At 38.4% G+C, this 26,238-nt stretch carries 24 protein-coding genes and 1 tRNA gene; 19 read left to right on the top strand and 6 right to left on the bottom strand.

Annotated elements, in window-relative coordinates; genetic code table 11:
* Positions 1–42 precede the first annotated feature (42 nt).
* The 7 genes from CRO54_RS10175 to CRO54_RS10145 all read left to right on the top strand — a co-directional run bounded on the left by CRO54_RS10175 (position 43) and on the right by CRO54_RS10145 (position 4,535).
* Entirely contained in the window at positions 43–1,050 is a 1,008-nt protein-coding gene (locus CRO54_RS10175; RefSeq protein ID WP_097131593.1) for a hypothetical protein, read from the top strand.
* A gap of 38 nt (positions 1,051–1,088) precedes the next feature.
* On the top strand, positions 1,089–1,784 hold the full coding sequence (locus CRO54_RS10170; protein ID WP_097131591.1) for a hypothetical protein: 696 nt from the start codon (positions 1,089–1,091) through the stop codon (positions 1,782–1,784).
* A 55-nt stretch (positions 1,785–1,839) separates the two neighbouring features.
* A complete protein-coding gene (locus CRO54_RS10165; RefSeq protein ID WP_138765800.1) occupies positions 1,840–2,112 on the top strand; it encodes a hypothetical protein in 273 nt (90 codons plus the stop codon).
* 54 nt (positions 2,113–2,166) lie between these two features.
* Positions 2,167–2,709, top strand: a complete 543-nt coding sequence (locus tag CRO54_RS10160; protein WP_097131588.1) for a GrpB family protein — start codon at positions 2,167–2,169, stop codon at positions 2,707–2,709.
* Positions 2,710–2,892: 183 nt separating this feature from the next.
* The gene (locus tag CRO54_RS10155; RefSeq protein WP_097131587.1) at positions 2,893–3,432 is read left to right on the top strand and encodes a hypothetical protein; all 540 of its coding nucleotides are present in this window, start codon (positions 2,893–2,895) and stop codon (positions 3,430–3,432) included.
* Between the two features lie 23 nt (positions 3,433–3,455).
* A complete protein-coding gene (locus CRO54_RS10150; RefSeq protein WP_097131585.1) occupies positions 3,456–3,899 on the top strand; it encodes a DinB family protein in 444 nt (147 codons plus the stop codon).
* A 246-nt stretch (positions 3,900–4,145) separates the two neighbouring features.
* Positions 4,146–4,535 (top strand): response regulator, encoded by a 390-nt coding sequence (locus CRO54_RS10145; RefSeq protein WP_097131583.1) that lies wholly within the window; start codon positions 4,146–4,148, stop codon positions 4,533–4,535.
* 19 nt (positions 4,536–4,554) lie between these two features.
* Here CRO54_RS10145 and CRO54_RS10140 read toward each other — a convergent pair whose 3' ends face one another.
* A complete protein-coding gene (locus tag CRO54_RS10140; RefSeq protein ID WP_097131581.1) occupies positions 4,555–5,001 on the bottom strand; it encodes a GNAT family N-acetyltransferase in 447 nt (148 codons plus the stop codon).
* Positions 5,002–5,191: 190 nt separating this feature from the next.
* Between CRO54_RS10140 and CRO54_RS10135 the strand changes: the two genes are divergently transcribed.
* The 3 genes from CRO54_RS10135 to CRO54_RS10125 all read left to right on the top strand — a co-directional run bounded on the left by CRO54_RS10135 (position 5,192) and on the right by CRO54_RS10125 (position 6,592).
* The gene (locus CRO54_RS10135; RefSeq protein WP_138765797.1) at positions 5,192–5,371 is read left to right on the top strand and encodes a hypothetical protein; all 180 of its coding nucleotides are present in this window, start codon (positions 5,192–5,194) and stop codon (positions 5,369–5,371) included.
* A gap of 62 nt (positions 5,372–5,433) precedes the next feature.
* Positions 5,434–6,309, top strand: coding sequence for a tetratricopeptide repeat protein (locus CRO54_RS10130; RefSeq protein ID WP_097131577.1), 876 nt, complete (start codon positions 5,434–5,436; stop codon positions 6,307–6,309).
* Position 6,310: 1 nt separating this feature from the next.
* The gene (locus tag CRO54_RS10125) at positions 6,311–6,592 is read left to right on the top strand and encodes a hypothetical protein (protein ID WP_097131575.1); all 282 of its coding nucleotides are present in this window, start codon (positions 6,311–6,313) and stop codon (positions 6,590–6,592) included.
* A 1,075-nt stretch (positions 6,593–7,667) separates the two neighbouring features.
* Here CRO54_RS10125 and gap read toward each other — a convergent pair.
* From gap to pfkA, 3 genes are all read right to left on the bottom strand, one after another.
* The gene (gene gap / locus CRO54_RS10120; protein ID WP_097131573.1) at positions 7,668–8,666 is read right to left on the bottom strand and encodes a type I glyceraldehyde-3-phosphate dehydrogenase; all 999 of its coding nucleotides are present in this window, start codon (positions 8,664–8,666) and stop codon (positions 7,668–7,670) included.
* Between the two features lie 129 nt (positions 8,667–8,795).
* A complete protein-coding gene (locus CRO54_RS10115) occupies positions 8,796–9,638 on the bottom strand; it encodes a hypothetical protein (RefSeq protein WP_097131571.1) in 843 nt (280 codons plus the stop codon).
* A 13-nt stretch (positions 9,639–9,651) separates the two neighbouring features.
* Positions 9,652–10,641 carry a 6-phosphofructokinase gene (gene pfkA, locus CRO54_RS10110; RefSeq protein ID WP_097131569.1) on the bottom strand — a complete coding sequence of 330 codons (990 nt, stop codon included), beginning with the start codon at positions 10,639–10,641 and terminating at the stop codon, positions 9,652–9,654.
* A 122-nt stretch (positions 10,642–10,763) separates the two neighbouring features.
* Here pfkA and CRO54_RS10105 point away from each other — a divergent pair, with 122 nt between their 5' ends.
* On the top strand, positions 10,764–11,453 hold the full coding sequence (locus tag CRO54_RS10105; RefSeq protein ID WP_097131567.1) for an NUDIX hydrolase: 690 nt from the start codon (positions 10,764–10,766) through the stop codon (positions 11,451–11,453).
* 427 nt (positions 11,454–11,880) lie between these two features.
* Here the strand turns inward: CRO54_RS10105 and CRO54_RS10100 are convergent, their stop codons facing one another.
* Positions 11,881–14,817: a M16 family metallopeptidase gene (locus CRO54_RS10100; RefSeq protein ID WP_097132332.1), complete on the bottom strand. Its 2,937-nt coding sequence runs from the start codon at positions 14,815–14,817 to the stop codon at positions 11,881–11,883.
* A gap of 200 nt (positions 14,818–15,017) precedes the next feature.
* Between CRO54_RS10100 and surE the strand changes: the two genes are divergently transcribed.
* From surE to CRO54_RS10080, 4 genes are all read left to right on the top strand, one after another.
* Positions 15,018–15,836 (top strand): 5'/3'-nucleotidase SurE, encoded by an 819-nt coding sequence (gene surE / locus CRO54_RS10095; protein WP_097132331.1) that lies wholly within the window; start codon positions 15,018–15,020, stop codon positions 15,834–15,836.
* On the top strand, positions 15,837–16,118 hold the full coding sequence (locus CRO54_RS10090; protein WP_097131565.1) for a stationary phase survival protein SurE: 282 nt from the start codon (positions 15,837–15,839) through the stop codon (positions 16,116–16,118).
* 94 nt (positions 16,119–16,212) lie between these two features.
* Positions 16,213–17,316: a lipid-A-disaccharide synthase gene (lpxB, locus tag CRO54_RS10085; RefSeq protein ID WP_097131563.1), complete on the top strand. Its 1,104-nt coding sequence runs from the start codon at positions 16,213–16,215 to the stop codon at positions 17,314–17,316.
* A gap of 202 nt (positions 17,317–17,518) precedes the next feature.
* Positions 17,519–17,592 (top strand) — tRNA-Ala (locus CRO54_RS10080).
* A 220-nt stretch (positions 17,593–17,812) separates the two neighbouring features.
* Here CRO54_RS10080 and CRO54_RS10075 read toward each other — a convergent pair.
* Positions 17,813–18,562 carry a DeoR/GlpR family DNA-binding transcription regulator gene (locus CRO54_RS10075; RefSeq protein ID WP_097131561.1) on the bottom strand — a complete coding sequence of 250 codons (750 nt, stop codon included), beginning with the start codon at positions 18,560–18,562 and terminating at the stop codon, positions 17,813–17,815.
* A gap of 409 nt (positions 18,563–18,971) precedes the next feature.
* Here CRO54_RS10075 and CRO54_RS10070 point away from each other — a divergent pair, with 409 nt between their 5' ends.
* Genes CRO54_RS10070 through CRO54_RS10055 form a run of 4 tightly spaced genes read left to right on the top strand, consistent with a single transcriptional unit; the run spans position 18,972 to position 26,218 of the window.
* On the top strand, positions 18,972–22,082 hold the full coding sequence (locus CRO54_RS10070; RefSeq protein ID WP_240775077.1) for a SusC/RagA family TonB-linked outer membrane protein: 3,111 nt from the start codon (positions 18,972–18,974) through the stop codon (positions 22,080–22,082).
* An 8-nt stretch (positions 22,083–22,090) separates the two neighbouring features.
* Positions 22,091–23,896 (top strand): RagB/SusD family nutrient uptake outer membrane protein, encoded by a 1,806-nt coding sequence (locus tag CRO54_RS10065; protein WP_097131560.1) that lies wholly within the window; start codon positions 22,091–22,093, stop codon positions 23,894–23,896.
* A 26-nt stretch (positions 23,897–23,922) separates the two neighbouring features.
* Complete coding sequence (locus tag CRO54_RS10060) at positions 23,923–25,122, top strand: BT_3987 domain-containing protein (RefSeq protein ID WP_171047872.1); 1,200 nt, start codon at positions 23,923–23,925, stop codon at positions 25,120–25,122.
* A gap of 1 nt (position 25,123) precedes the next feature.
* Positions 25,124–26,218 carry a family 43 glycosylhydrolase gene (locus tag CRO54_RS10055; RefSeq protein WP_240775075.1) on the top strand — a complete coding sequence of 365 codons (1,095 nt, stop codon included), beginning with the start codon at positions 25,124–25,126 and terminating at the stop codon, positions 26,216–26,218.
* Positions 26,219–26,238 lie beyond the last annotated feature (20 nt).

The following is a 26,238-nucleotide window of genomic DNA, read 5'->3' as shown; positions in this document are numbered from 1 at the left end:
GGCTCAGTTAAAATCAAGCCTGTAATTCCTTAAACCAATCAAATGAATTTTAACGCTAAGCATTATCACATCAACGGACTTGACATTGAATGGGGAAAACCCTTGAATGAAGTACGGCCACTGCTGAAAGATATGGAGGAGTTGAAGCCTTACGGTGGGTGGCCAAACAGGCGGGGTAAATGTAGTAGTATTTTCGGTTTGGGCGCAACTGAGTTTGAGCTGAGGGCACCTTTGGAAGACCGACCTGTAATGCAGGTGATTTATCAACTGGCACCCTTAGCGTCAGCAACTGCTGGGCAATTGCACTTGCCTTATTTGGAGCAACTGGTTAAAGTGCTGGGGAAACCCTTTAAAACCGAAGATCTTTACTCGCAGGTAGATTTTAATAAAGGCTATGCGGCTGGATCTGTAGTTTTTAGTGCTAAATGGGAGTTTGCTGGTATTCGAATTAGTCTTTCGGTTTATGGTGGCACTCGTTATGATGAAGATAGGGAAAGTGCTGCGGGTATTTTTATCAATTGGATTGACGAGGTAAAGGCTGCACAACCTTTTAGGGAACAGGCCTTGCTCTTTGAAAAAACAATGGCAGCGCAGCTCGATAGCACCGTAGTGGTACAGAAGTTTAAATTAGCCATTCCACAGCGAGCTTATCGGATGTTGGATTATGAGTTGAAAGATCCCTATTTAGCAGAAAAAAACCAAGAGTTAAGGGAAGCTCAGTTGGCGCTATACAAAAAGGAACTGTATCCTAGTCCGGCCATGATAAGTTCTCAGTTACAAGCGGATGAAATAGGCTATTACCCCATGCCAGACGGAAGAAAAATATTGGTTTGCAATCAATGGGACGCGGTGTTATTGGATCTCGACCAAGCAAATGAAATGACTTATTGGGACATTTTACCCGCCAGAGGCTCGGGTTTTAGAGAATTGCTTTTAAAAGAATTGAGGGTAGAAGATAGCCGAAGTAGTTTAGTGCTGCTAGATTTGATGGAGCAAATTGAAACGGATACCAAGCAGCAAATTCAAAAAGAACAAGCGCTTGATGACTGAGCATTAACAACAATGATACTTCGATATAAAATCTATTCATGAGTACTTTACAGAAAATACAGCAACTTTATCAATTGCCTGAGGAAGCCAATTTTGGTTTTTCGGCAGATGAAATTGCTGCACTAGAAAAAAGCTTAGGCTTGGCTTTGCCTGTAGCGCTTAAACATTATTACCTTAATTTAGGGAAAAACGAAAGCATCAATACTTCACATAACCAACTTTTAAAACCAGCAACAGAAGTCGGGTTTTCTGAAGACAGGTATTTGATGATTTTTGAGGAAAACCAGGGCGTGGTTTCGTGGGGTATCAAAGAAGAAGATTTAGCGCAAGAGAATCCGCCAGTTTGGGGGAATTATGGAACAGAGGAAGAGCCAGATTGGTATGTAGAGGCAAGCACTACCGAAAACTTCTTTTTACTCATGGCCGTTTACAATGGCACCTTTGGCGGCCTAAAGTATAATGCCAACTTTTTTGGAGAGGTAGATCCGCAAACGGTGAAACGTATTGAGAACACATGGACGCTGGTGCCCGAAATTTCCTATGAAAAACAGCAGGTATATGCCGATGATTTTAAGGAGGTGATTAGTGTTTGCTTTGATGATGATCAGCGTTGCAGCGCTATATTTATCGGTACTAGTGATCAACAGCGTTTTGACGAGACCTTAGATTTGATTGCTGTGGATTGGTCTTATACCTCTTATGAGGATGAAGATGAGGAATGGGAGGAAGATTAATAACAGCTGTAGGAATGTTTATGATTAAGAGATGGTAGTAAAGTGTGAAAAATGTTTGCCCATTGAAGGACTTGAAATCCCTGATTTTACAAGCGCCGAAAAAAGTAGTTTATATAGTATGAAAAATCAATCGAGTATTCATTCCACAAAATTTATAATAGATAATTTTAACCTCAATCATCAGCAGGCTAAATACATTGTAACTCATATTAATCATTATGGAAAATGTAATAGCTGTACTTTTGATAAACTCGATGAAGAATATATCAAGTGTCCTAAGTGCGGGGCTTTAAATTTTAATTGGCCAACAAATGAAATCGGTGGCTAACTGTTTTTGATGGTGCTGAATCAGATTATTTGCGCATTATTTTAGAAAAATACCATGTTAATCGAAAAGTATACTTCAAACTGGGTTCAATATTTTAAAGATATCAAAGGTGAAATTGCGAAAGGACTACATGGAATAGCTTATACCATACAACATGTGGGGAGTACCGCAGTGCCAAATCTGGATGCAAAGCCAATCATAGACATCGATATCGTATATACTGAACCTATAGACTTTGCTTCCATTAAAGCAGGTTTAGCAGCCCTTGGCTATTTCCATAATGGCAACCAAGGGATTGAAGAACGTGAAGTATTTAAAAGAAATGGAACATATTTCAATGAAATTTTAGATCGTATCACGCATCACCTTTACGTATGCCCCGCTCACAGCAAGGCATTAGAAAGACATATGTTATCCCGAGATTTTTTAAGAAAAAATGATTGGGCCAGATTGCAATATCAACAAATGAAATACGAATTGGCAGAAAAGTCGCATCAGGATAGAAAAAGATATGCAGCACTGAAAGAATTAGAGGTGAATGGCTTTATCGATTCAATCATTGCAAAGGAGAAAAACCAAGGTTCTTCCACATCTTGATTAAATAAGATTTGATGGCTATAATGTTTAGCTCAAAATAATTAATCGCTGGGATTTCTTCCCCGAATTTCACAATAAAAACCTGTTGAAACATTGTAACACTATTGTGCATAAAAAAGGTGTATCTTCTTGTGGCATAGGTTTTGTATTTTGCAGTTATATTTACCTTTTGAAAATTATTTGATGTTGAGGGGCAAGACACTAAAAGACATATATGCTACTTTTCTAACTGAAGATGGAAATCCTTTTGAGCATAAAAACATATTAGATACCATCAAAACTGGTGGTAAAAGCTATCAAGCTGAAATTTTGCAATTGTTAGAGACAGCCATAGCAGATAAGAATATCAACAAATTGAGATTCTGCTTAGCGGCCTCTTTTCGAGACGGTTTAGATAAAAATTATTCGAACAGTTTTTACCAATTGATTTTGGCTACTTGGCACGAGGAACATAAAAATTTAATAGATGCCGTTTGTAGGTTAAAAGACGAAAGATTTTGTGAAGCACTCTTGGAAATAGCCTTGAATAAGTTTCCTTACAGAAAATTTGATGACGGGGAAGAAATTATGCTAAAGAAGTGCGTACATTCGTTAAAAGCAATTGCCACCGAAAAAGCAGATCTATTATTGGAGCAATTGTTGGCTACCGGTAATTCTAATGTAGAGCAAGCACTGGAAGAATACGACCACAGCAATCCCTGTGCGGATGTTTACGGAGCCTAAATCAAATTATTACCTACAGAGAATTGGTTACAGCAGCAATTGAGAGGCTAGCGTATTTGGTGGATATAGTGCCAGATTTGCTAGCAAAATTTAGTGAAGAAGAATTATCGATGAGACCTTTGCCCAATAAATGGAGCAAAAAGGAAGTGATAGGGCATTTGATAGATAGTGCAACCAACAACCATCAGCGATTTATACGTGGCCAGTTTGAATTGGAGCCTTCTATTGCGTACCAACAAGACCAATGGAACGAGTTTAACCATTATGGCGAAATAGCTGGTGGGCATGTCATTGCTTTCTGGAAAATTTATCATCAACATTTGTTAGAAGTTATTAAACGCATACCTTCAGAAAACTTAAGCAAGCAGGTGAGCGTTGGCGATAACTTACATTCTTTAGCATTTTTGGTGGTAGATTACGTGGCACATTTAGAGCATCATTTAAAGCAAATTGTAGCTTATGAGTAGCTGCTCGGAGTGAATTTAACCCATTTTGTGTACGTAAAAGCCCGTATAAGTGCTTTACATACGTAAAATGTCACAAAGTAGCATAAATCCTTTTATTGCCTAAATAATTTCTACCTTTAGGTAAGTGATGTAGATGCTAGCTACCTCTTTAAGTCTCTTCACTAGCTTACTCTTCAAAATGGTTTTGGAGTTTCAATTCTCTTACAGCTGGCTTAAATGATGCCTCGCTAGCTCAACTCCACCAACATGAAGAAAATACTAATCGTAGATGATTACGAAGATATCCATGATATATTAACATTTGTGCTCCAAGATGAGCAAATAGAAGTAAAATGCCTTACCAGTGCTGCATTATTGCCAGCCTATTTGCAAGAATGGCAACCCGATTTGCTAATGCTTGATGTTCGCTTAGGCGATGCTGATGGGCGACATATCTGCAATGAGCTGAAAGCAGACCCACTTTATTGCCATGTGAAGGTAGTACTAATGTCGGCCATGGCCGATGGCTGGCGTGACTTGGCCTGCCATGCCGATGCAAAGATTGACAAGCCTTTCGAGATTGATGACGTTAGAGCGATTATCCTAAAGTTACTGAACCTAAAAGCTGAGTTGCATCCCTCGGAGGTGAAGGCTTAAAAGCAACTGGGGTTTTTAGCTAACTCAATAGCATTTCGATATGTGGAATGCCATCTTCATCGTAAGGATTGCCTAAAGCTTCGAAGCCCAGCGAACCATAAAATTTTACCAGGTGATATTGTGCGCTGATTCTAATGGGAGCTTGGCCAAAACTTTCGTGACAGGCCTTTATGGATTGTTGCATCAATACCTTTCCTAAGCCCAAGCTACGGTAAGCTTTGGCAGTAATTACTCGTCCTATGGATACATCTGCGTAGGAAATGCCTTTAGGCAGCAGTCGGGTATAAACCGCAATGTTGTTGCCCTCGTAACCCACTAAGTGCAGGCCTTTTTGATCTTTCTCGTCTAAATCTAAATAGGGGCAGTTTTGCTCTACTATAAATACTTCGTTCCTTAGTTTAAGGATTTGATAAAGTTCGTCTACAGATAGTTCCTGAAAAGGCTTGATGATAAATTGAAGTTGCATTTTTGTTTGGTATTATGCTGCAAAGGTAGCTTCTTGTTTAATGCGGTGAAATGCTATTTTATCATTTATTAATGCATGGGTTGCATTAATTGGTGTTTGAATTTAACTATATTAGTTTAAGCATTTCTTGGACGGGGTTACCTTTTGTGTATATACCGATTAATATAGAAAATAACAGCTAGTGAAAGCTATGAAAGAAATCAACGCCGCTTTAATTGCATGTATTACCTTCTTTTCGGGCTTCTGTGCTTCTTTCTTCTTCATGGGTTCTGAGGAAAGCTTAAATCAAGTGATGAGCGAGTATTACACCTCATTCAATACCAATGTTGGAGGTGTCAATTTAAAGTTTGATTTTAGAGTAAACGTTTAATTTAAATGACATCTAAGCAATTAACAGTCCTCTCGTTTGTACTAATTCTATTATGTACTTTCATGCCTAAGGTTAATGCATGTCTAAACGGTGAACACTTTGAGTTGACAAATGGAACAACTTGGTATGCAGACAGGGATTATGAGGTTCCCGAAGGTCATGTGTTTCCTGAGCGTGAAAGCCTTTTGTCGATGCTGCATGACATGGATAGTCTATATAAAGCTACAAAGGATATAGGCTATCTGTCTGATAAAGGACTTCTGTTGATAGCACTTGGTAGGTATCAGCAAGCGATTACACTCTATCTTGAAATTGAAGTTATGAAGCCTAATCGCTACTCCACAGCTTCTAATTTAGGTACTGTTTACGAATTGATCGGTCAGAACATAAAGGCTCTTGAATGGATAAAGAAGTCGATTGAAATAGACCCTGAGTCGCATCATCAATCTGAATGGATACATGTTAAAATCCTTGAAGCGAAGATTAAAGGGGACGAGCAATATACAACTCATAGTTTGTTAGGACTTGACTTTGGGAATGGTAAGCTCCCTATATCTAAAATGAATAAAAAGGAGTTGGAGACCTTGCACTACTCGCTTTATTATCAATTGAACGAACGTATGTCATTCGTTAAGCCTAAGGATAGGATGGTAGCCCAGCTACTATTTGATCTAGGCAGTGTTTCCATGTTGCTCCATCGGAACAAGGCTGCTTCTGAAGTATACAAACAGGCTAAGCGATATGGGTGTTCACATCCCGATTTAGATTTTAAAATTAAAGAGTCCAGACGTTTGTATTTAAAAGAGGTTAAATCCTTCAGTAAGGCAAAAGTGGTAAGAGATGAATCAAACAGGTTGCTATTCTATGGGCTTGTCATAGGACTTACTGCTATTGGCGGAAGTGTTGTTTACTGGCGAAGAACTAAGAGTAGACGCTAATATGAAGAAATACATAACAGTAGTAGGTAAGCAGGTGTTAATCTTTACCGCCTACTTTATGTTTGCAAACCTATTTCTTCTCAATAGGCAAGGTGGTGCTGACATCTTATTCGTTGCCTTAACTATGCTTTGCCTAATCATTCACTTTGTGGTCGTGCTTATAATGTTTGTAAGAAGTAAGGATGCAGTGCTATCAGTTGGATTGAATAAAGTGTTGACGGTATTGTTACTAAGTGTGTTGTTTTTATTGTTTGTGGATAGTTACTTAAGTATATTAAGGTGATGGAAATAAGAATAATATGGAACAAAAAGAATTCTTTATCCTCGCCGAGGTGTAAAAAGCTACAAACCACATTTTAAAGCGCAAGAGCGTCCCCAAATCACAACTTCTAAGCAAGTAAATCAAGTTTTGCTTAATCATTCGAATAACGAATTCGAGAAAATAAATAATAAACAGGTTAATGATATGACGTTGAAGGAATTAACCTTTTAGCGAGAAATAGTGGTGTGTAGCTTTAAGAGAGCTAAAAGAGTGTAAAAAAGGCTATAAAAAAGAAAAGAGATATCGCATCCACGCATATCTCTCTTTCTAACCAAATATAAACCTGTATGAACGGGTTGCTCTTTATTCCCTAATGGGACTTTTATCTTTTTCAGTGGTTGAACTTAATCAACACTACAAATGTAAGTATTATTTTTCTTAGTGTAAATAATACACTAAGAAAATTTTATTTTGTATCCTGTTATGACAATTCTATGACTATATGTTGCGTCTACATGCAAAATTCGCATTGTATCGTGTAAAATTTTGTCATTTCTTCAGCTTTGCTCCGCAAAAACTATCATATTAACGCAAAACTACTAAACAGATTGTAAAGTTGTAAACCAATTTTGTTAAATAATTGTGAATTTAACTTTTATTAACATTATCTCTATTACTCTGGCTTGAACAAGAAGTAGCAACCTGAGCGCTAGCGAAAGCATGACGACCTGTAAAAACAATAAATTATAGGTATAAAGTTCAAGGCTGCCGATGTAAAGTCCGTATAAAATGCATCTTTTCTTGAATAAAGCTGCCAATATCCCGATAGCGCAAGAAAGAGGTATTTCCAGCTCACGGTTCTTAGCTCATGCTGTTCTCTTGATTAGCGTTGCATAACTTAAGTTTTTACTACGGATATTTCGGTGCTTATTTCAGCATCCGCTCGTAAGGCTCTTTTAGCAACTTTTGTAATCGAACTCATGCTAATAATTAAAAATCCTTTGTGCGCTTGGTGTCTTTTGTGGTTAATGTAACTTAAGTGCATAAAAAAAGCAGTACTTCTCAGTACTGCCTTCTATTTTTGGTTGGGATAAGCTTAAATGTGTTTAGCTACTTCTTGAGCTAAATCGATGATTTTGTTTGAATAACCCCACTCGTTATCGTACCAAGAAACAACTTTCACGAAGTTATCGCTCAATGAGATACCAGCTTTAGCATCAAAGATTGAAGTACGAGCATCACCTAAGAAATCTGAAGAAACAACTTCGTCTTCAGTATAACCAAGAACGCCTTTCAATTCACCTTCCGAAGCTTCTTTCATTGCAGCTTTGATATCTTCGTAAGAAGCACCTTTTTCTAAGCGAACAACTAAATCTACTACAGAAACGTCAGCCACAGGAACACGGAATGACATACCAGTTAATTTACCTTTTAAAGAAGGTAATACTAAACCTACCGCTTTAGCTGCACCAGTAGAAGAAGGGATGATATTAGAGAAGCCACCACGGCCACCTCTCCAGTCTTTAGCCGAAGGACCATCAACTGTTTTTTGAGTAGCAGTTACTGCGTGTACTGTAGTCATTAAACCTTCTAAGATGCCATATTTATCGTGTAATACCTTAGCAATTGGTGCTAAACAGTTAGTAGTACATGAAGCGTTAGAAACGATGTTTTGATCTGCTTTTAATTCTTTGTGGTTAACACCCATTACGAAAGTAGGGGTATCGTCTTTTGCAGGAGCAGACATGATTACTTTCTTAGCACCAGCATCGATGTGTTTTTGAGCTGTTTCTTGCGTTAAGAATAAACCTGTAGACTCGATGATTACTTCAGCACCTACAGCATCCCATTTTAAGTTTGCTGGGTCTTTTTCTGCAGTAACACGGATCGTTTTTCCGTTAACAACCAAGTTGCCATCTTTCACTTCTACAGTACCGTCAAACTGACCGTGTGTAGAATCGTATTTCAACATATAAGCCATATAATCTGGCTCTACTAAGTCGTTGATACCAACAACTTCGATATCATTGCGTTTTACAGCGGCTCTAAAGGCTAAACGGCCAATACGGCCAAACCCGTTAATTCCTATTTTCATGTTCTTATTTATTTTTGTGTTAATGGTAATGAAGCTGTCCGAAGTGGACGGTTTCATCTTTTTATTATTTATGATTGTGTAATCTATTATTCTTATTTGTAATCATGAGCTCGCAAGCTCGGTTGTTTTTTAATTTTTGTAATAATTCAATATGTTATGTATTGGCTCTTTGGTGATCGACATGATTTGTACTTCATACTTCTTGGCCGCTTCTCTTAGCTGATCTTGAAAAGCACCGGCTACCGAACCAACAAAGTGAATTTCTTCGCCAGGATGTTTTTCTAAAGTAGGGAGGATGTAGGTATTGAAATATTTGTCGAAACCTTGAGCTACCAATTGCTGTATAAATTTGTGGTCTCTGTTTTCTATATAGAAATCTAGAAACGAAGCAAGGTAAGTTTGTACCTGTGGTTTTCTGTAAACACGTTCTAAAATAGTAGGACGGTCTAAATGATACTGGTTATCCATCTTGGCTTTTAAATCTGCTGGGATTTTTTCTTCCAAGAAATTCTTCAGTAGTATTTTACCGAAGTAATTGGCAGAACCTTCATCTGCTAAGATATAGCCTAAGCCATAATTGTTAGCTTCTGGTTTCTTGCCATTGTAGTACGCACAGTTTGCACCGCTTCCTAAAATGCCTACAATACCTGTTTTATCATGGCAAGCGGCAATTGCAGCACCGTAAACATCATCTCTTACCTTTATTTTGCTGTTCACAAAAAACGCTTCGAGTGTGTTGGCAAGTTCATCTTGCTTGTCTTTAGCAGAGGCACCTGCGGCGAAAACATAAATTTTCTTGATGTTTTCCGCATTGTGTATCAATGTAATGTTTTTACCTAATACCTGACGTATCTGCTTGGCATCATTGAAACATGGGTTTACGCTCGCTGTATGCGTTTCTATCATTGTAGTGCCGTCTTGCCAAATTTTCCAGCAAGCATTCTTTGAACCGCTATATAATACTGCAATCATCTTCGCCTTTTTTTTATATAGATAAAACGTGTGTCATCTCCAGTAAATCGTCTTCCAGCTTATAATTGCTTAATCCGCTTAGTGCTTCGCTTAATGACGTTAGGCCTATTTCATTTCCCTTTAAGCCTACCATTTTCATGGATTCGCCATTAATAAGGGCATTGGTTGCTGCAAATCCTAAACGACTGCCTAAAATCCTATCGAAACCACTAGGGCTACCACCACGTTGTAAGTGACCTAAGATGGTTACTTTGGTGTCGTAATGGGTGAATTTACGTTTAACTGCTTTGGCAATATCGTAAGCACCACCATATTTATTACCTTCAGAAACGATGACAATACTGGAAGATTTCTTGGTAGAAGCACCAGATTTTAGTTTCGTAATCAATTCTTTTAGAGAAGTTTCTCTTTCAGGTAAAAGTACTGCTTCGGCACCGCTAGCAATGGCGCTACGTAAGGCAATACAGCCCGAGTCGCGGCCCATTACTTCGATAAAGAACAACCTATCGTGTGAATCGGCTGTGTCTCTAATCTTGTCTATGGCTTCTATTACGGTATTGATGGCTGTATCATAACCTAAAGTAAAGTCGGATCCGTAAAGGTCGTTATCGATTGTACCGGGTACACCGATCACGTTGATGCCGAACTTTTCGCCGAATCTTTTTGCTCCGGTAAAGGTGCCGTCACCTCCAATTACTACTAAACCGTCAATCTCTTTTTCCTGTAAATGTTTAAAAGCGATTTCCATTCCAGCATCCTCTTTAAACTCCAGACATCTGGCTGTTTTAAGGATGGTTCCGCCCATATGTAAAATATTACTTACAGAGCGGGCATTCATTGGAATAATGTTGTTGTTGATTAAACCTTGGTAGCCTTGTACCACACCGAACATGTTTCTTCCATGATAGATTCCAGTGCGCACAACAGCTCTAATGCAGGCATTCATGCCTGGTGCATCGCCTCCTGAGGTCAATACTGCTATGTTCTTGATATTTGGTTTCATTCTGATTATACGAATATAACGTGTATTTTTTACACTAAGTAATTTTTTTTCAAAAAATTTATGAATTAACGAAATAAGTGTCTTTATTTTGTTTCAAATTTTAAACTTTTAAAACCACAGTTTTGACAGAAAATACCCCCGCTTTCGATTTTGCAGTCTCTATAGATTGTGTGCTTTTCGGTTTTGATGGTGCAGAGTTGAAAATCTTGCTCATTGAGAGAAATGAAGAACCCTTTAAAGATTGGTGGGCTTTGCCCGGCAACTTGGTGGGTAAAGATGAGAGTGTTGATCAATCGGCACAACGTATCTTGAAAGAACTTACAGGATTAAGCGATATCTACATGGAGCAATATTATGCTTTCGGTGATGTGGATCGACATCCGCAAGGTAGGGTAATCTCTGTAGCCTATTATGCAATGTTGCGTTTAGGTGGCGATAAGCCGTTGAAGCCTTTAACCAGTTATGCTAAAAAAGCGCAATGGGTAAACGTAGCCAATTTGCCCAAATTAGGGTTTGACCACCAGCATATTTTAAATAAAGGCTTAGAAAAAATTAAACGCAGAATTAAACACCTGCCTTTGGCTTTTGAGCTGTTGCCAGAAAAATTTACATTGACTCAAGTACAAAGTGTTTATGAATTGATTTTAGGTAAAAAACTAGATAAACGTAATTTCAGGAAGAAGATTTTAAGCTTTAAGGTACTAAAAGAATTGGAAGAAAAACAGCGTGGTGTGTCTTTCAGGGCTGCAACGCTTTATAAGTTCGATAAACGCAAGTACAACAAGCTTTTTGGAAAAGAGATTTCTTTTTAGTTAGTTGTCAGGAATCAGGGGTTAGTTGTCAGACATTTCTGATGCATCAATTCTGAATAATTGTATAGAAGGCTGGGTTTGAATATCCAGCCTGTTTTTTTGGGAAACTTTAGGTGATGTTATAGAAGAGCCGGATTGCAAATCTGGGGATAAGGAGTTCGACATTACAGATGTCGAACAGCGGAGTATAGCAGGCTGGGTTTGAATATCCGGCCTAATTTTTTGGGGGGATTTTAGGTGATGTTATAGAAGAGCCGGATTGCAAATCCGGAGATAGGGAGTTCGACATTACAAATGTCGAACAGCGAGAAGCAAAACAACTGTCGAACGGCGGGAGGAACGATATACTTTGAAGAATTCCGAAGTCGATTAAACAAAAAAAGTCCCGATTTTGTCGGGACTTTTGTATTCATATTTTTAACAGTGCTTAGTAACCGAAAATCTCTTCTAAAGTAAGGGTTTTAACGGTACCAAATTTAGCCATGTCTTCTTGTTTTACTTTTTTGTCAGAAGCAACAATTAGATAAGTGTATGGCTTGTTAGCTATTTTTTGTTGGTGGAAAGTATTGATGTTGTCGAAAGTGATAGGTTTAATTTCTTTGTACCTATCTGTTCTCGAATCGTAAGTATAACCTAGTTTTTTATCAGCAAAATAGTAACCGAAAATAGCATCTTTCAATACTCTATCCGATTCGTAATTGCTCAATAAATTGGTTTTAGCACCTTCAAATGTTTTCTCGCTTTTAGGCAATACATTCAAAAGCTCGTTCATACCAGCTACGGCATCATTCATTTTATCTGCTTGGCTACCTACATAAGCTACCATACTGTATTGTTTATCAGCTCTATCTGGCGATGCATAAGTTGCAAAAGTGGAATAAGCTAGAGCTTTAGATTCTCTGATAGTTTGGAAAACCACAGAACCCATACCGCCACCGAAGTAGTTGTTAAATACCTCAATAGTTGCGCCATCTGCTTTGTTGTACAAGCCTGTATTTCTTAACCAACGGATTTCCGACTGTACCATATCATAGTTGGCAAAGTAAACTTTGTTTGAATCTTGTACAGTGTAAGAATATACTTTGGCTGGGGCAGCTGGCGTAAATTCTTTCGGTAAAGCGTGTGCTTTTTGAATGTTCGCTGTAAATGCAGCTAAATCTTGAGGGCCGTAGTATGTCACTACATGCTCGTAGTTGTTTAAGTTCTTAAGCGTGTAGATTAAATCTTCTGCTTTAATGTTCTTCACCTCATCATTGCTTAGAACATTGTTAAAAGGATTTAACTTGCCGTATTGTGCGTAAGAAGTTAAGCCGTTCATAATGGCACTCTTATTTAACTTAGCATTTTCTCTAGATTTAAAAATGGTGTTCTTTAATTCTCCAAGTGCTTTTTCGTTCACTTTTACGTTACCGAAAATATGTTCAACTAAGGCCACTGCTTTATCAAAGTTTTCTTGCAAACCACTAATGTTAATGGTAGTAGTTTCTGTACCTACGTTTAAGCTATAAGTACAAGCGATGTTATAGAATTGCTTGCTTAACTCTTCGGCAGTATATTTATCGGTACTTAAAAACGGCAGGTATGAAGCTGCGTATTGCAATAATTTGTAGTTATTTGACCCAATGTTGAAACGGTAGCTCATTCTAAAGATTGAGTTGTCCGTGTTTTTGATGCTTAATACTTCTGCAATGCCAGATTTACCAAAAGTAATGTCTTTTTGGTAATCTAAAAACTTAGGTGCAATTGGTTTTACAGGTGCTTCTAAAACATCCTTAACAAACGGAGAAGTTAATCCAGCGTTAGCATTAATAGGAGTGATCGTTGGTTTTTCAACTTTGATGGTGTTTTTATCTTCACCTTTGTGCTTGTAGCCAATTACGTAATTATCTTTAAAGTAAGTTTTGGCGAAAGCAACGACTTGTGCTTTGGTGATTTTTGCAGTTTCGCTAATGTCGGCTAAACTGATATTCCATTTGGTTCCACGGTGTAAAATAAACTGGTTAGAGAAAATCTCGGCTCTGTTTCCGTTGCTATCGAAAGCTTGTAGAAAGCTTAATTTTTGGTTTGCTACAATTGCTTTTAACAGTTCATCATCAAATTTTCCGTCTTTTAACGCTTGAATTTGCTCTAACAAAAGTTTGGCAACTTCATCTAAACTCTGACCTTGTTTTGGCTGTGCCGATAAGTTGAAAACACCGTAATCTTTCATTTGCTGATAAGTGGCATTAGCTCTCAATACTTTTTGAGCCTTATTCAAATTAATATCAAACAAACCTGCTTTACCATTGGTTAAAATGCTCTTGATCAGTGAAAGCATTAAACTTTCTTTGCTGTTCTCTGCAAAACCACGATAGTAAATTTCTAATACTTCTGCACTTGGTCCGTATACATCAACTTTTTGTACTTGGGTTAATGCTTTTTCAGGTGCTGGATTGTAAAGTGCCAAAGGTTTTGATACCATGTAACCAAAAGCTTTGTCTACTTTCTTGATCATTTCATCTGGATTTAAATCTCCAGCTAAAATCAAAGCCATGTTGTTTGGTACGTAGTATTTATTGTAGTAGTTTCTAATTTCAACTAAAGAAGGGTTTTTTAAATGCTCGATGGTACCAATGGTAGTTTGTTGTCCGTAGTTGTGTGTAGGGAACAATTTAGCCATCATCTCTTCGTCCAATTTCCAGCTGTCGTTATCTAAACCTCTGTTTTTCTCTTCGTAAACTGCTTCTAACTCTGTATGGAAAATACGGAAGATAGGATTACGGAAACGCTCAGCTTGGATAGCTAAGAATTTATCGGTTGCGTTTGAAGGGAAATCCTCGTTATAAACCGTTTCTTCGTACCAAGTATGGGCGTTGGTAGAGTTGCCGCCAATGCCTTGCATCATTTTATCGTATTCGTTAGCGATAGAAAAGTTAGATGCTTCGCCAGAAACCTTATCGATTTCTTTGTAGATTTCTTTACGTTGTGCTGGGTCGGTAGTTTTGTTGTACTTTTCGTAAAGGGCATCAATTTTAGCCAATAATGGCTTTTCTTTTGCCCAATCTGCAGTACCGAATTTGTCTGTTCCCTTAAATAAAAGGTGCTCTAAATAGTGAGCTAAACCTGTTGCGTTTTTAGGGTCGGTATTACTGCCCGCTCTAACGCTCATGCGGTATTCGATTTTTGGTTCTTTGTAGTTTGGCGATAAAATTACCGTTAAGCCATTTTTTAAAGTGTAGAAACGTGTTTTAGAAGGGTCGTTAGTTACATATTTGTAAGTGTAACCGCCCGAAGTAGCTGTTTTCCACTGGTAGGTACCAGTTTGAGCTACTAGATTTGAACCTACAAAAAGCAGGCAGGCAAATAGTACTAGTTTTATTTTCATGTTGAAATAAGTTATCATCCAAACTTAGATAAATTACTTTTTATGTGCAATATAATTACGCTGTGCAGATAAAAAATTGGAGTTGGGGCTATTCGCATAAAATCTCGTATTTTTGACCATATGAAACCGTAGTGGCTTCTCCTAGGTTATAAATCGCTTAGACCAAAATAGTTTCATTACACAGAACAATGAATAACAAGATGAAAAAACCTTCAATATTAGTAGTTAACGACGATGGTATTACCGCAACAGGCATTAAAGCACTGATTGAGGTGATGAGTGAAATTGGAAATGTGACGGTTGTTGCGCCAGATGGACCGCAATCGGGTATGGGACACGCCATTACTATTGGAAAGCCTTTACGTTTTGATAAGGTTGATTTGTATCCGCCAATTGAAATGTATAAATGCTCTGGAACACCTGTTGATTGTGTGAAATTAGCAGTGAACAAAGTTTTTAAAGGTAAGAAGCCAGATTTATGTGTTTCGGGAATTAACCACGGACTGAACAATTCTATTAATGTGATTTACTCAGGAACGATGTCGGCTGCGGTTGAGGGAGCGATTGAAAAAATTCCATCTATCGGCTTTTCTATGGACGATTTTGCACAAGATGCTGATTTTTCGAATTGCAAGAAATACATCAAGCAAATTACGGAACAAGTTTTAGCGAATGGACTACCAGAAGGAACCTTGTTGAACGTGAATTTTCCGAAGGGCGATCAAATTAAAGGGATTAAAATTTGTAGACAGGCGAATGCGAAATGGGCGGAGGATTTTGATGAGCGTCAAGACCCATACCGTAGACCATATTACTGGTTGACAGGAGTTTTTGAAAACTATGATAAAGGCGAAGACACCGATGTTTGGGCTTTAGACCACGGTTACGCTTCGGTAGTGCCAGTACAATTTGATTTAACAGCGCACCATGCTATTCAAATTCTAAATACTTGGGATTTTAATGGTGAAGGTAGCCAACCTAAAAAAGCAGCAAGTGCCGATGGCACCAATTTAGGATAGATGGCTAAGCTCTTTACTTCGATAAAAAACCATGTGTTGATAGGTTTAGGAATAGGCTTAGGCAGTCCGTTGGTATTGGGTACAATTGCTTGGTATTTGATGCACTATACTTTGGTTTTTAAAAAAGCAGATTTATTGCTGATTGGTTGCGTTGCTGTTAATTTGATTTGGGTAAACTACTTTAACAAAATCAATAAAGAAAATATTGTAAGAGGAATTGTGAGCGCTACATTTTTGTGTGCCTTTGCTTTCTTTTTTTATAAAATTTCTCAAGAAGTGTAGCTGGGTTAACTGTTTTAACTGGTTAATCGGTTAACTGAAACCAGAAAACTGCCAACTGTTTACTGATACCTGACCCCTAATTCCTTAAGAAAAAATGAAATATTATTTAATAGCAGGAGAGGCCTCTGGCGATTTGCATGGCGCTAATTTGATGAAGGCGCTTAAAGTTGAAGATACCAATGCTGAATTCAGGTACTTTGGTGGCGATAAAATGCAAACAGAGGGCGGAGAGTTGGTGAAGCATTATGCGGATATGGCATTTATGGGGTTCACCGAAGTACTGCTTAATCTGCGAACAATTCTCAGAAACTTAAAAACTTGCAAAGCGGATTTATTGGCTTATCAACCAGATGTGTTGGTACTGATAGATTTTCCGGGGTTTAATTTGAAAATTGCTGAATTTGCCAAAGCGAATGGTATCAAAGTTTGTTATTACATTTCCCCTAAAGTTTGGGCATGGAACCAAAAACGTGTGCTCAAGATTAAAAGGATAGTAGACCACATGTTCTGTATTTTGCCTTTTGAAGTGGTTTTTTATAAAGACTGGGGAATGGAGGTAGATTACGTGGGTAACCCTTTGTTAGATGAGATTTCCTTGTTTAAACCTAATGAAGGATTTAAGGCACAGCATCAATTGACCGAAAAGCCAATTATTGCACTTTTACCTGGAAGCAGAAAACAGGAGATAGAAAGATTATTGCCAGCAATGCTCAGCGTAATGAAGGATTTTAAAGATCATGAGTTTGTTATTGCTGCTGCGCCAACATTCGATGCCCAATATTACCATCAGTTTATTGGAGATAAAAAAGCAACGTTAGTTTTTAACCAAACTTACGATTTGTTATATAATGCACAGGCTGCAATCGTAGCTTCTGGTACTGCAACGTTGGAAACGGCTCTCTTTAAGGTGCCACAAGTAGTGGTTTATAAGGGCGGTACTATTTCTATCGCAATAGCTAGGCTTTTAGTTAAAATCCGTTTCATCTCTTTGGTTAATCTTATTGTAGATAGAAAAATTGTGACGGAGTTAATTCAAGAGGATTGTTCCACGGAAAAGATAACATCAGAATTAAAAGCTATTGTAGTTGGAGAAGACAGAAACAAAATGCTGGATGACTATGGGGATTTGCATCAATTGATGGGCGAAGCCGGAGCTTCGGAAAAAACTGCAAAGCTGATCACGAAATATCTGGCTTAATTGCAAAATACCTAGAACTAGGTATTGCAATCGGCTCAAATGAACAATATTTTTGGAGTAATTTAGGTTAAGTTAAATAAGAAGAATGTAACGTCATTCGCTAGCTTAACTATGTTATTGTGTTTGGGAGGGCTGGATAGTCTTCCCTTTTTTTATTTAATTAGTTGCGGTATTCGGTAAAATATTTACATTTGCCAATCATGGGGGATTAGCTCATTTGGCTAGAGCGCTTCGCTGGCAGTGAAGAGGTGATCGGTTCGAATCCGATATTCTCCACAAATACCTGTAACGTATCTGATAATCATCTATTTAGTAGATTATCAGATGCCTACTCAGCCAAATTCGAAAAACCTCGAAGTTAGGCCAGAAACGGCAGTGGCAAATCCGGCATTCTCCACGAAAACCTGTAATAATCAACTATTTTGTGGTTTGTTAGGTGTTAACTTAAAATGTGTCGCCTATTGTAGAATATGCTCTCCAATCTAGAAGTCTGGCTTTATAGTAGTATTAAATTATCATTTCTGTAGTTGGTTAATAAGGGGCTGTCATTAGGTAGTTCCGTAATCAAGTAGTTTATCTGGTTTGGCCCACAAATTCTTATTCTTTGTGCACTATTTAGTTTTTCCGAAATACTTAATACTGCAGTTTTTTTTGAAGATCTGATGATCGCCTTTTTTACCTGAACCACATCCCAATCCATATCTGTAAGTCCTTCCTCAGAAGAGAAAGCATTTGCCCCTAATAGGCAAAGATCTACTTTGATATCAACCAACTGATTAATTACACTGGCGCCAACATGAACATTTGCATTTTTATTCAATTTACCGCCTATGGTAATAACTTCAAGGTTGCTATGTTCGGATAAAGTAATGGATACCTGTGGGCTAATGGTAAAAAAAGTAACCCGCAAATTTTCGGGGATCATCCTTGCTAATTCCAATATGGTTGTTCCGCCCTCGGTGAGGATGACCATTTCATTCCTGATAAGCTTTAATGTTTTTTCTGCTATCTTCTTTTTCTCGTTTAAACCATAAACTTCATTTTGAGCATTAAATGGCGAAACAAACGACTTACTCGCAGCCCCCCCATGTACCTTTAACAGCATGCCTGTTTCTGCAAGTTCTTTAAGGTCACGTCTTACAGTGTCATCCGAAATATTTAATAAACTGCTCAAATCAGTAGATAAAACCTTATTGTGTAGATTTATTTCTCTCATGATTAATTTATGTCTTTCTTCTTTTCGCATGTTGAATTTTGTTAGATGATAAGAATATCCAAATATAACAATTGCTTTTTATTTTGCGGTTTTAAGGCTTTGTAATCCTTACTATAGTCAATTTTGCGCTTTTAATAAGGTTTTTGGACTTATGTTGGTAGTTTTTTGCATTTTTAATGCGGTTTTTGTGTTTTGTATTTGAGTTTTTGTTTTTTGAATAAAAGAATGCGTTTTTAAACTAAATGCTTGTTGATTAGTGTTTTTAACTGAAAAATTATTTTTTTTTCAAAAAAGTTTGGATGCTATTTTATTGCGTTTATATTTGTATTGTAAAACGCATAAAAAACGCAAAATTATTCATTCACGCATTTAGTGTGATTTAAATGGATTTGGAATTGCATGTTTGCGTTTTTAAACAAATAACCAAACGATAAACTATATGCACAGAATTCTACAACTATTTTTTTTGCTGTTGCTCATTGCAGAAGCAAGAGCAGGTTACCATCCTTCTCTTTCAGCTAATGAAAAGACATCGATAATGTCCTACCAAGCTGGGGAGGGTTTTATTCAGCAACTAAACCAGCGAGAAGTTAAAGGTAAAGTTGTTGATGAAAAAAATCTTCCGATGCCAGGCGTCTCGGTAAAGGTCAAAGGTAGTAAGGTGGGTACAATCACTAATTCCAATGGAGAATTTTCTCTGACAACTAAAAATGAAGCTGACTCTATACAATTTAACTTTATTGGTTACAAGTCCAAAACGATTGTTGCAGTTGGAAAAGACTTTATAACTGTGCAGCTTTTGCCAGACGATGGAAAGAACCTGAACGAAGTGGCCGTTGTTGGTTATGGAACTCAGAAGAAAATATCTGTTACCGCATCGTTATCTACAATTTCGGTAAAGGAATTGGAGCGTGTGTCAACGCCTTCATTAACAAATGCTATTGCAGGTAAGTTGCCTGGGATTATCACCAGGCAGGCTAGTGGTGAACCCGGCGGTGATGCTGCCCAGTTGTATATCAGGGGTTTATCTACTTTTGGTAGCAATGGGCCTTTGGTGCTTATAGATGGAGTAGAACGCGATATGAACGTAATTAATGCCCAAGAAATTGAAAGTTTCACTATTCTGAAAGATGCTTCGGCAACAGCAATTTATGGGGTTCGTGGTGCTAATGGCGTAATACTGATTAATACGCGGCGAGGTGAGTTGGGTAAGCCATCGGTAACATATCGCTCTGAAGCGGCCACATTAAAGGCTTTGCGATTGCCAGAATATATCAATGGTGGTCAGTATGCATCATTAATGAATGAAGCATTGGTAAATGCAAAACAGTCGCCTCGATGGAGCGACCAAGAAATAAAGAAATTTTATGATGGCTCTGATCCCTATCTATATCCAAATTCAAATTGGACTGAAGCTGTCTTGAAAGAGAATACTTGGCAAACCATTCAAAATTTAAGTGTAACAGGCGGTACAGAAATCATAAAATACTATACAAACGTAGGCTTTACGCTACAAGACGGATTGTATAAGCAAGATGACGCAAATAAGTTTAATACCAATGCCAATATCAAGCGTTACAATTTTAGGAGCAATATTGATCTTAACCTTTCTAAAAGTTTGACAATGAACCTAAGCTTGGGCGGTATCATCCAAAATGGGAATTATCCTGGGTTTGGTGCGGGAGATATATTTCAATCTTTAAAGGTAGTATCACCTATTGCATTCCCGGTAACCAATCCTGATGGTAGCCCCGGAGGCGCACAAACCTATATTGGTTGGAATCCTTGGGGAAGATCTACCCAGTCTGGATACCTCACCCAAGATAGAAGCACTTTACAAGGAACTTTTGGAGCAACTTGGGACCTTTCCTCTTTAATTACAAAAGGTTTGTCCGTAAGGGGGTTGTTTTCTTACGATCGAGTTGCGCAAACTAATAATGGAAGAGCTAAACAATTTGAAGTAAAGAGATATCTGGGCAAAGACCCGATTTCTGGCCAAGATTTATACAGCGCTTCTTTTAGAGAGGAACAGCCTTTGGCTTACTCGTATTCAAATGCTGCTGATAGGGCAATATATAATGAAATGCAAGTGAATTATAGCCGCAGTTTTGGTAAGCATGATGTTTCTTCGATGTTATTATTTAATCAACGCGATTATGTAAGTCTCACCGCAAGTTCTTCGATTCTGAATATTCCCTATCGTAGACAGGGGCTTGCTGGACGTACAACCTATGGTTTCGGTAACCGTTATTTTGCTGAAATTAATTTTGGTTATAATGGATCTGAAAATTTTCCAGCCGGAAAAAGGTATGGTTTCTTTCCTTCTTTTTCAGCTGGCTGGGTAGTATCTAACGAGCGTTTTTGGAAAGTACCTGTGATTTCTAATTTAAAATTCAGGGCCTCACATGGTAGAGTTGGTAACGACCAAATAAATCAGCGGTTTTTATTCCTAAGTACCATTAAAACTCAGGGTCAGTCTTATGCCTTTGGCCCTGGGCAGGAAGTGCTATATGGTATGGAGGAAAATGCGATAGGGAATGAAAATGTGACATGGGAAACGGCGCAGAAAAGCAATATTGGTATGGACCTCGGTTTGTTCAACAACCAGTTAACACTCCAAGTAGATGTTTTTAGTGAGAAGCGCCAAGATATTTTACTTCAAAGAAATACGGTTCCTGCCGTAGCTGGATTTTTCCCTTGGTCAATTCCTTACGCCAACCTTGGAAAAGTTAACAACAAAGGGATTGATGCTTTGTTGGAAGTTAAGCATACAACCACTGGTGGTTTATTCTATGCCTTTAGAAGCAATTTTACCTTCGCTAGAAATAAGGTGATCGAAAATGATGAAGCTGCTAAAAGATATCCTTATCTAAGCGGAAAAGGTTTGCGATTAGGCCAATCTTTCGCATTTGTAGCTGATGGATTTTTTCAGAGTGAGGAAGACATAGCAACAAGTCCGTTGCAAACTTTTTCTAAAGTTCGTGTCGGCGACGTGAAATATAAAGATATCAATGGCGATGGTATGATCGACTCGTTCGACCAAATCCCGGTAGGCAACCCAAGGTTGCCGGAAATGTCATTTGGTTTTGGAGGCACAATATCTTATAAAGGTTTTGATGCGAGTGTTTATTTTACCGGAGCAGCCAATACCAGTGTTTTCTTAACGGGATTTTCGATGTGGCCATTTTATGATGGACTGGGAGTTAACAACGTGTTAACTGAATACTACAATAACAGATGGACGCCATCGAATACTAATGCCCGTTATCCAGCAATTGATGTAGGCAATAATCCAAATAACTACGTCAACTCCACCCTGTGGATGCGAAATGGGAATTACTTGAGATTGAGGAATGCTGAAATTGGCTACACGTTGCCAAAAAATGTGGCAAACAGAATTGGCATCAGTAATCTCCGAGTTTTTGTAAATGGTGTTAACCTGGTTACTTGGGACCATATCAAAATCATAGATCCCGAATCCAATGATGGTACTGGCGGCTATCCATTGCAAAAATCTTTGAATGCTGGTTTACAGATTAATTTTAAATAGAACTGAACATGAAAAAACTAAAATATATCATCTGTAGCTTACTTATAATACAGTTAGGTCTAATTAGTGGTTGCCAAAAAGATTTTTTGGATAAACAGCCTGATGAAGATATCACCATTGAAGAGGCATTTAAGCAGCGCAAATATGCCGAAGCTTTCTTGGTTGATATTTATGCTGGTCTCCCTAATGAAATATACTTTACAGATTTGGCTGATGTAAATCCATTCATTGTGGCTTCAGACGAAATGAATATTCCTTGGCCAGAGAAATTTCCAAAACTGATGAATAAGGGTGCATGGAATTCTTTTAACGTTGCTGGGCAGATTTACAAGAACATGTACGAGGGGATTAGAAAGTCTAATATATTTTTAGAACATATCAACATCACACCTCTATCCGCAGAGTTTACGCAAACCACAAAAGATCGATGGATTGGTGAGGCTGTCTTTCTTCGTGCATTCTATCACTTCCAATTAATGAGGATTTATGGACCTGTGCCGATTATGGATTATAGTGCAGGAGTTGGTGATGATTTCAGTAAAATTCGCCGTAAGCCTTTAGATTTATGTGTGAAGTTTGTTGTAGATGAATGCAACAGGGCAGTGGCGTTGCTGCCGATGAATGTTGTAGAAAATCGTGATTTGGGAAGACCAAGTGCGGCTGCGGCATTGGCACTTAAAGCTAGGGTGCTACTGTACAATGCCAGTCCTTTATGGAATGGCAACCCCGAATACAAATCGTTTGCCGACAATCAGGGAACCAAATTATTCTCCCAACAATATGATGAAAATAAGTGGGCCCTTGCAGCGCAGGCAGCCGAAGATTGTATAGCCAAATGCGAGGCAGCAGGTTATCATCTGTTTAAGGACTATGCAGACCCTGTAAAAAATTACCAACAATTATTTATAGAGAACAATAACCCTGAAGTATTATTTGCCAGAAACTCGGGAAGAGACGCCTGGATGGAAAAATGTGCGTTCCCTGGTAGTTTAGGAGGTTGGAATGGATGGAACCCGACCCAGGGACAGATAGACGCTTACGAAATGGATAATGGCATTGCTCCAATTACAGGTTACAATACAGATGATTCGCCTATCATAAATTCTGCATCGGGTTACCAAGAAGCTGGTTATGCCGTTGGCAATGAACCTACTGGCAGATGGCTAGATGGTACAAGAAATATGTATGTTGGCCGTGACCCTCGTTTTTATGCAACCATTAATTTCAACGGTGCATTTTTTATAGACAGGAGAGTGCAGTTTTGGCAAACAGGGGCAGACGGTAGAGGTAATGCTGGCCGCGATTACAATACTACAGGCTATCTACTTAAAAAATTTATCGACCCAGGAGTAAGTCTCACACAACAACGTTACTCACTTAAAACATGGATATTTTTTCGCCTGGGTGAAATGTACCTGAATTACGCAGAGGCATTAAATGAAGCTCAAGGTCCACTAAACGGTGTCTATACAGCAATGAATGCAATTCGAAACAGGGCTGGTATGCCCTCGTTGCCCACTACTTTAACTAAAGAAACTATGCGTGCACGTATTAGAAATGAACGAAGGGTTGAATTGGCCTTTGAAACTCATCGATATTTTGATTGCCACAGGTGGAAAATTGCCGAACAGACCGATAGAGCCAAGGTTTACGGTATGAATATTTCTGCAGGTACCAACCTAAAGGATGATAATTTCTATCAGCGTAAGGTAATAGAAACTAGGGTTTTTCAAACTCCAAAACATTATTTGTTTCCCATTCCGCAAGATGAGATTGATAAAAATGCAAGTATGGTACAAAACCCAGGATGGTAATTGAATTATATATTAAAAAACAAATCATGAAAAAGATATTACAGATTTCATCCTACATTATCTGTGTGTTGCTAGCAGGATGCAGTAAAAAGGTTGATGTTGATTTAAACATTCAGGGTGCCGAGAATTATTCAAACCTTTATATGCCCCAGGCGGTTGCTAATCCAATAGTTAACAGCATAAGTATAACCCCTTCGGTTTACACGCTAAATTACAGTGCCTACCTTGGTGGAAGCTTAGACAACAAGAACAATATCAATATAAAATTTGGGGTTAACGAAGCATTGGTAAATGAATTTAACCTAAAGAATGGTACAAGTTATCAACCAATGCCCGCTGGCAGCTATACGCTGGTTAATCCAGAAGCAAGAATAAAAGAGGGAAGCAAGAATACGGGCGTTCTAAGTCTGACCATTAAAACCCAGGGCTTTATCCAGCCATTCCAATCTTATTTACTTCCGGTTAGCATTACAGAAGCAGATGCCAAAGTGAACTCTAGCTTAAATACCACTTATTTCCTTATTACCGGCTCTTATGCCCCTGGCGAAGTGCCTCGTGATAAAGCCTATGCTTTTGGCGCTAACGCAGGTGTTACATTTTTCGATTTTAATGGAGATATCATCGGTAAAAGTCCAAATGGTGCATTATTGCTTTACCCTGCCAATACTGACGGCACATTTAGTGCGCCACGCCAAATTGGAGTAGGGTGGAATATATTTAATGCCGTTTTTTACTACGGAGGCGATCGTTTAATTGCAAGGTTTGCTGCTGGTGGGGGCGATATTGCACAGTACGTTATTGATAAAAATGGCAATTTCGGAGCGAGCAAAACCATAGGCTATGGTTGGGGAATTTTTACAAAGATCATCCCTTATAAAGGTGCATTGCTTGGAATTGATGGTGCGGGAAATATGGCGATGTACCCACTGGATGCTGCTGGTAATTTTGATTTCGGTAGAATCAAAACCATTGGTAGTGGATGGGGAGTTTTTACGCAAGTTATACCATATGAAAATTCGTTATTAGCCATTGAGGCTAATGGTGATATGTACCAGTTTCCCTTAGCTGAAGATGGTACGTTTGGAAATAAGCTCAAAGTAGGCAGCGGCTGGGACATGTACACAACGGTATTTTCGGCAGGTAAAGATCTACTTGCCTTAGATGCGGCAGGTGATCTTTGGAGATATAAATTTAATCCAATTGGTTTTTGGCCATTAAAAAAATAAAATGACAATTAAGCAATTTCAAGCTTTACGGAAAAGTGTGATACACTATGTCTTCCTATTCCTCATGTTCTCAGCTTGTAGCAAAAGTAACGAACCTGACAAAAAGGAGGAGGAGAAACCATTGCCAACTCAGCCCGTACAGTTTAACAACCCAGTTTTTGAACCTGTATTAGCCGACCCGTCTATCATTAAAGCGGCAGATGGATGGTTTTACGGATATGGAACGGAAGATAATTGGGGCGATGGGCAGGGCAATAGGTTAGTTCCGGTAATCAGGTCTTTAGATTTGATTAAATGGACGGTAATGGGAAACGCCTTTACCACAAAGCCACAATGGAAGACAGATGGTGGTATTTGGGCACCAGATGTAGTGTTTATCGACAACAAATACTACCTCTACTATTCCTATTCAGTTTGGGGAGATACAAATCCAGGAATAGGAGTGGCTATAGCGAATAGTCCTGCAGGGCCATTTGTAGATAAAGGTAAGCTGTTCCTTAGCAATGAAGTGGGTGTACCGAATACCATCGACCCTTTTTACTTAGCTGATGCTGACAAAAAATATCTCTTTTTTGGTAGCTTCAGCACCGCTTTAAATCAAGGAACTTATGCTTTAGAGTTAGCGGACGATGGCTTTTCGATAAAGAATTTAGCCAACAAGGTGAAAATTGCAGCGGGAGATTTTGAGGCCGTAATGATCCATAAAAGAAAGAATTATTATTATTTCTTCGGCTCTAAGGGAAGTTGTTGTAATGGTTCGGCTAGTACCTATCAGGTACGAGTTGCACGTTCTACGTCTTTATTAGGTCCATACTTGGATAAAGATGGACGTAACATCGTAGAAAGGGGCAATGGAACACTGCTTATTTCTGGTAGCGATAAATATGCCGGACCAGGACATAACTCAAGAATTATAGCAGATAAAAATGGAGTCGATTGGCTTTTATATCATGCTATTCTAAAATCAAATCCCATTGTACCAGGTGGTGCTAGTCGCCGCACCTTAATGCTCGATAAAATTAACTGGGTTGGCGATTGGCCAGTTATCGAAAATGAAATTCCAGGTGATATCCTTCGAAAAGGACCTGAATTCTAAAATCTATAAATATACTTTGA

This window comes from Pedobacter xixiisoli (assembly GCF_900215335.1).
In the GTDB taxonomy this organism is placed as follows: Bacteria; Bacteroidota; Bacteroidia; order Sphingobacteriales; family Sphingobacteriaceae; genus Pedobacter; species Pedobacter xixiisoli.
The sequence above is the reverse complement of the archived record's forward strand: the minus strand, read 5'-3'. Positions and strand labels throughout refer to the sequence as shown.

Bases quoted from the DNA above. Each gene is read 5' to 3' on its own strand.
- CRO54_RS10140 (WP_097131581.1), bottom strand. From the start codon at position 5,001: ATGCAACTTCAATTTATCATCAAGCCTTTTCAGGAACTATCTGTAGAC.
- CRO54_RS10055 (WP_240775075.1), top strand. From the start codon at position 25,124: ATGACAATTAAGCAATTTCAAGCTTTACGGAAAAGTGTGATACACTAT.
- CRO54_RS10060 (WP_171047872.1), top strand. From the start codon at position 23,923: ATGAAAAAGATATTACAGATTTCATCCTACATTATCTGTGTGTTGCTA.
- surE (WP_097132331.1), top strand. From the start codon at position 15,018: ATGAAAAAACCTTCAATATTAGTAGTTAACGACGATGGTATTACCGCA.
- gap (WP_097131573.1), bottom strand. From the start codon at position 8,666: ATGAAAATAGGAATTAACGGGTTTGGCCGTATTGGCCGTTTAGCCTTT.
- CRO54_RS10145 (WP_097131583.1), top strand. From the start codon at position 4,146: ATGAAGAAAATACTAATCGTAGATGATTACGAAGATATCCATGATATA.
- CRO54_RS10130 (WP_097131577.1), top strand. From the start codon at position 5,434: ATGCCTAAGGTTAATGCATGTCTAAACGGTGAACACTTTGAGTTGACA.
- CRO54_RS10100 (WP_097132332.1), bottom strand. From the start codon at position 14,817: ATGAAAATAAAACTAGTACTATTTGCCTGCCTGCTTTTTGTAGGTTCA.
- CRO54_RS10170 (WP_097131591.1), top strand. From the start codon at position 1,089: ATGAGTACTTTACAGAAAATACAGCAACTTTATCAATTGCCTGAGGAA.
- lpxB (WP_097131563.1), top strand. From the start codon at position 16,213: ATGAAATATTATTTAATAGCAGGAGAGGCCTCTGGCGATTTGCATGGC.
- CRO54_RS10160 (WP_097131588.1), top strand. From the start codon at position 2,167: ATGTTAATCGAAAAGTATACTTCAAACTGGGTTCAATATTTTAAAGAT.
- CRO54_RS10075 (WP_097131561.1), bottom strand. From the start codon at position 18,562: ATGCGAAAAGAAGAAAGACATAAATTAATCATGAGAGAAATAAATCTA.
- CRO54_RS10070 (WP_240775077.1), top strand. From the start codon at position 18,972: ATGCACAGAATTCTACAACTATTTTTTTTGCTGTTGCTCATTGCAGAA.
- CRO54_RS10125 (WP_097131575.1), top strand. From the start codon at position 6,311: ATGAAGAAATACATAACAGTAGTAGGTAAGCAGGTGTTAATCTTTACC.
- CRO54_RS10135 (WP_138765797.1), top strand. From the start codon at position 5,192: ATGAAAGAAATCAACGCCGCTTTAATTGCATGTATTACCTTCTTTTCG.
- CRO54_RS10065 (WP_097131560.1), top strand. From the start codon at position 22,091: ATGAAAAAACTAAAATATATCATCTGTAGCTTACTTATAATACAGTTA.
- CRO54_RS10155 (WP_097131587.1), top strand. From the start codon at position 2,893: ATGTTGAGGGGCAAGACACTAAAAGACATATATGCTACTTTTCTAACT.
- CRO54_RS10115 (WP_097131571.1), bottom strand. From the start codon at position 9,638: ATGATTGCAGTATTATATAGCGGTTCAAAGAATGCTTGCTGGAAAATT.
- CRO54_RS10175 (WP_097131593.1), top strand. From the start codon at position 43: ATGAATTTTAACGCTAAGCATTATCACATCAACGGACTTGACATTGAA.
- CRO54_RS10090 (WP_097131565.1), top strand. From the start codon at position 15,837: ATGGCTAAGCTCTTTACTTCGATAAAAAACCATGTGTTGATAGGTTTA.
- pfkA (WP_097131569.1), bottom strand. From the start codon at position 10,641: ATGAAACCAAATATCAAGAACATAGCAGTATTGACCTCAGGAGGCGAT.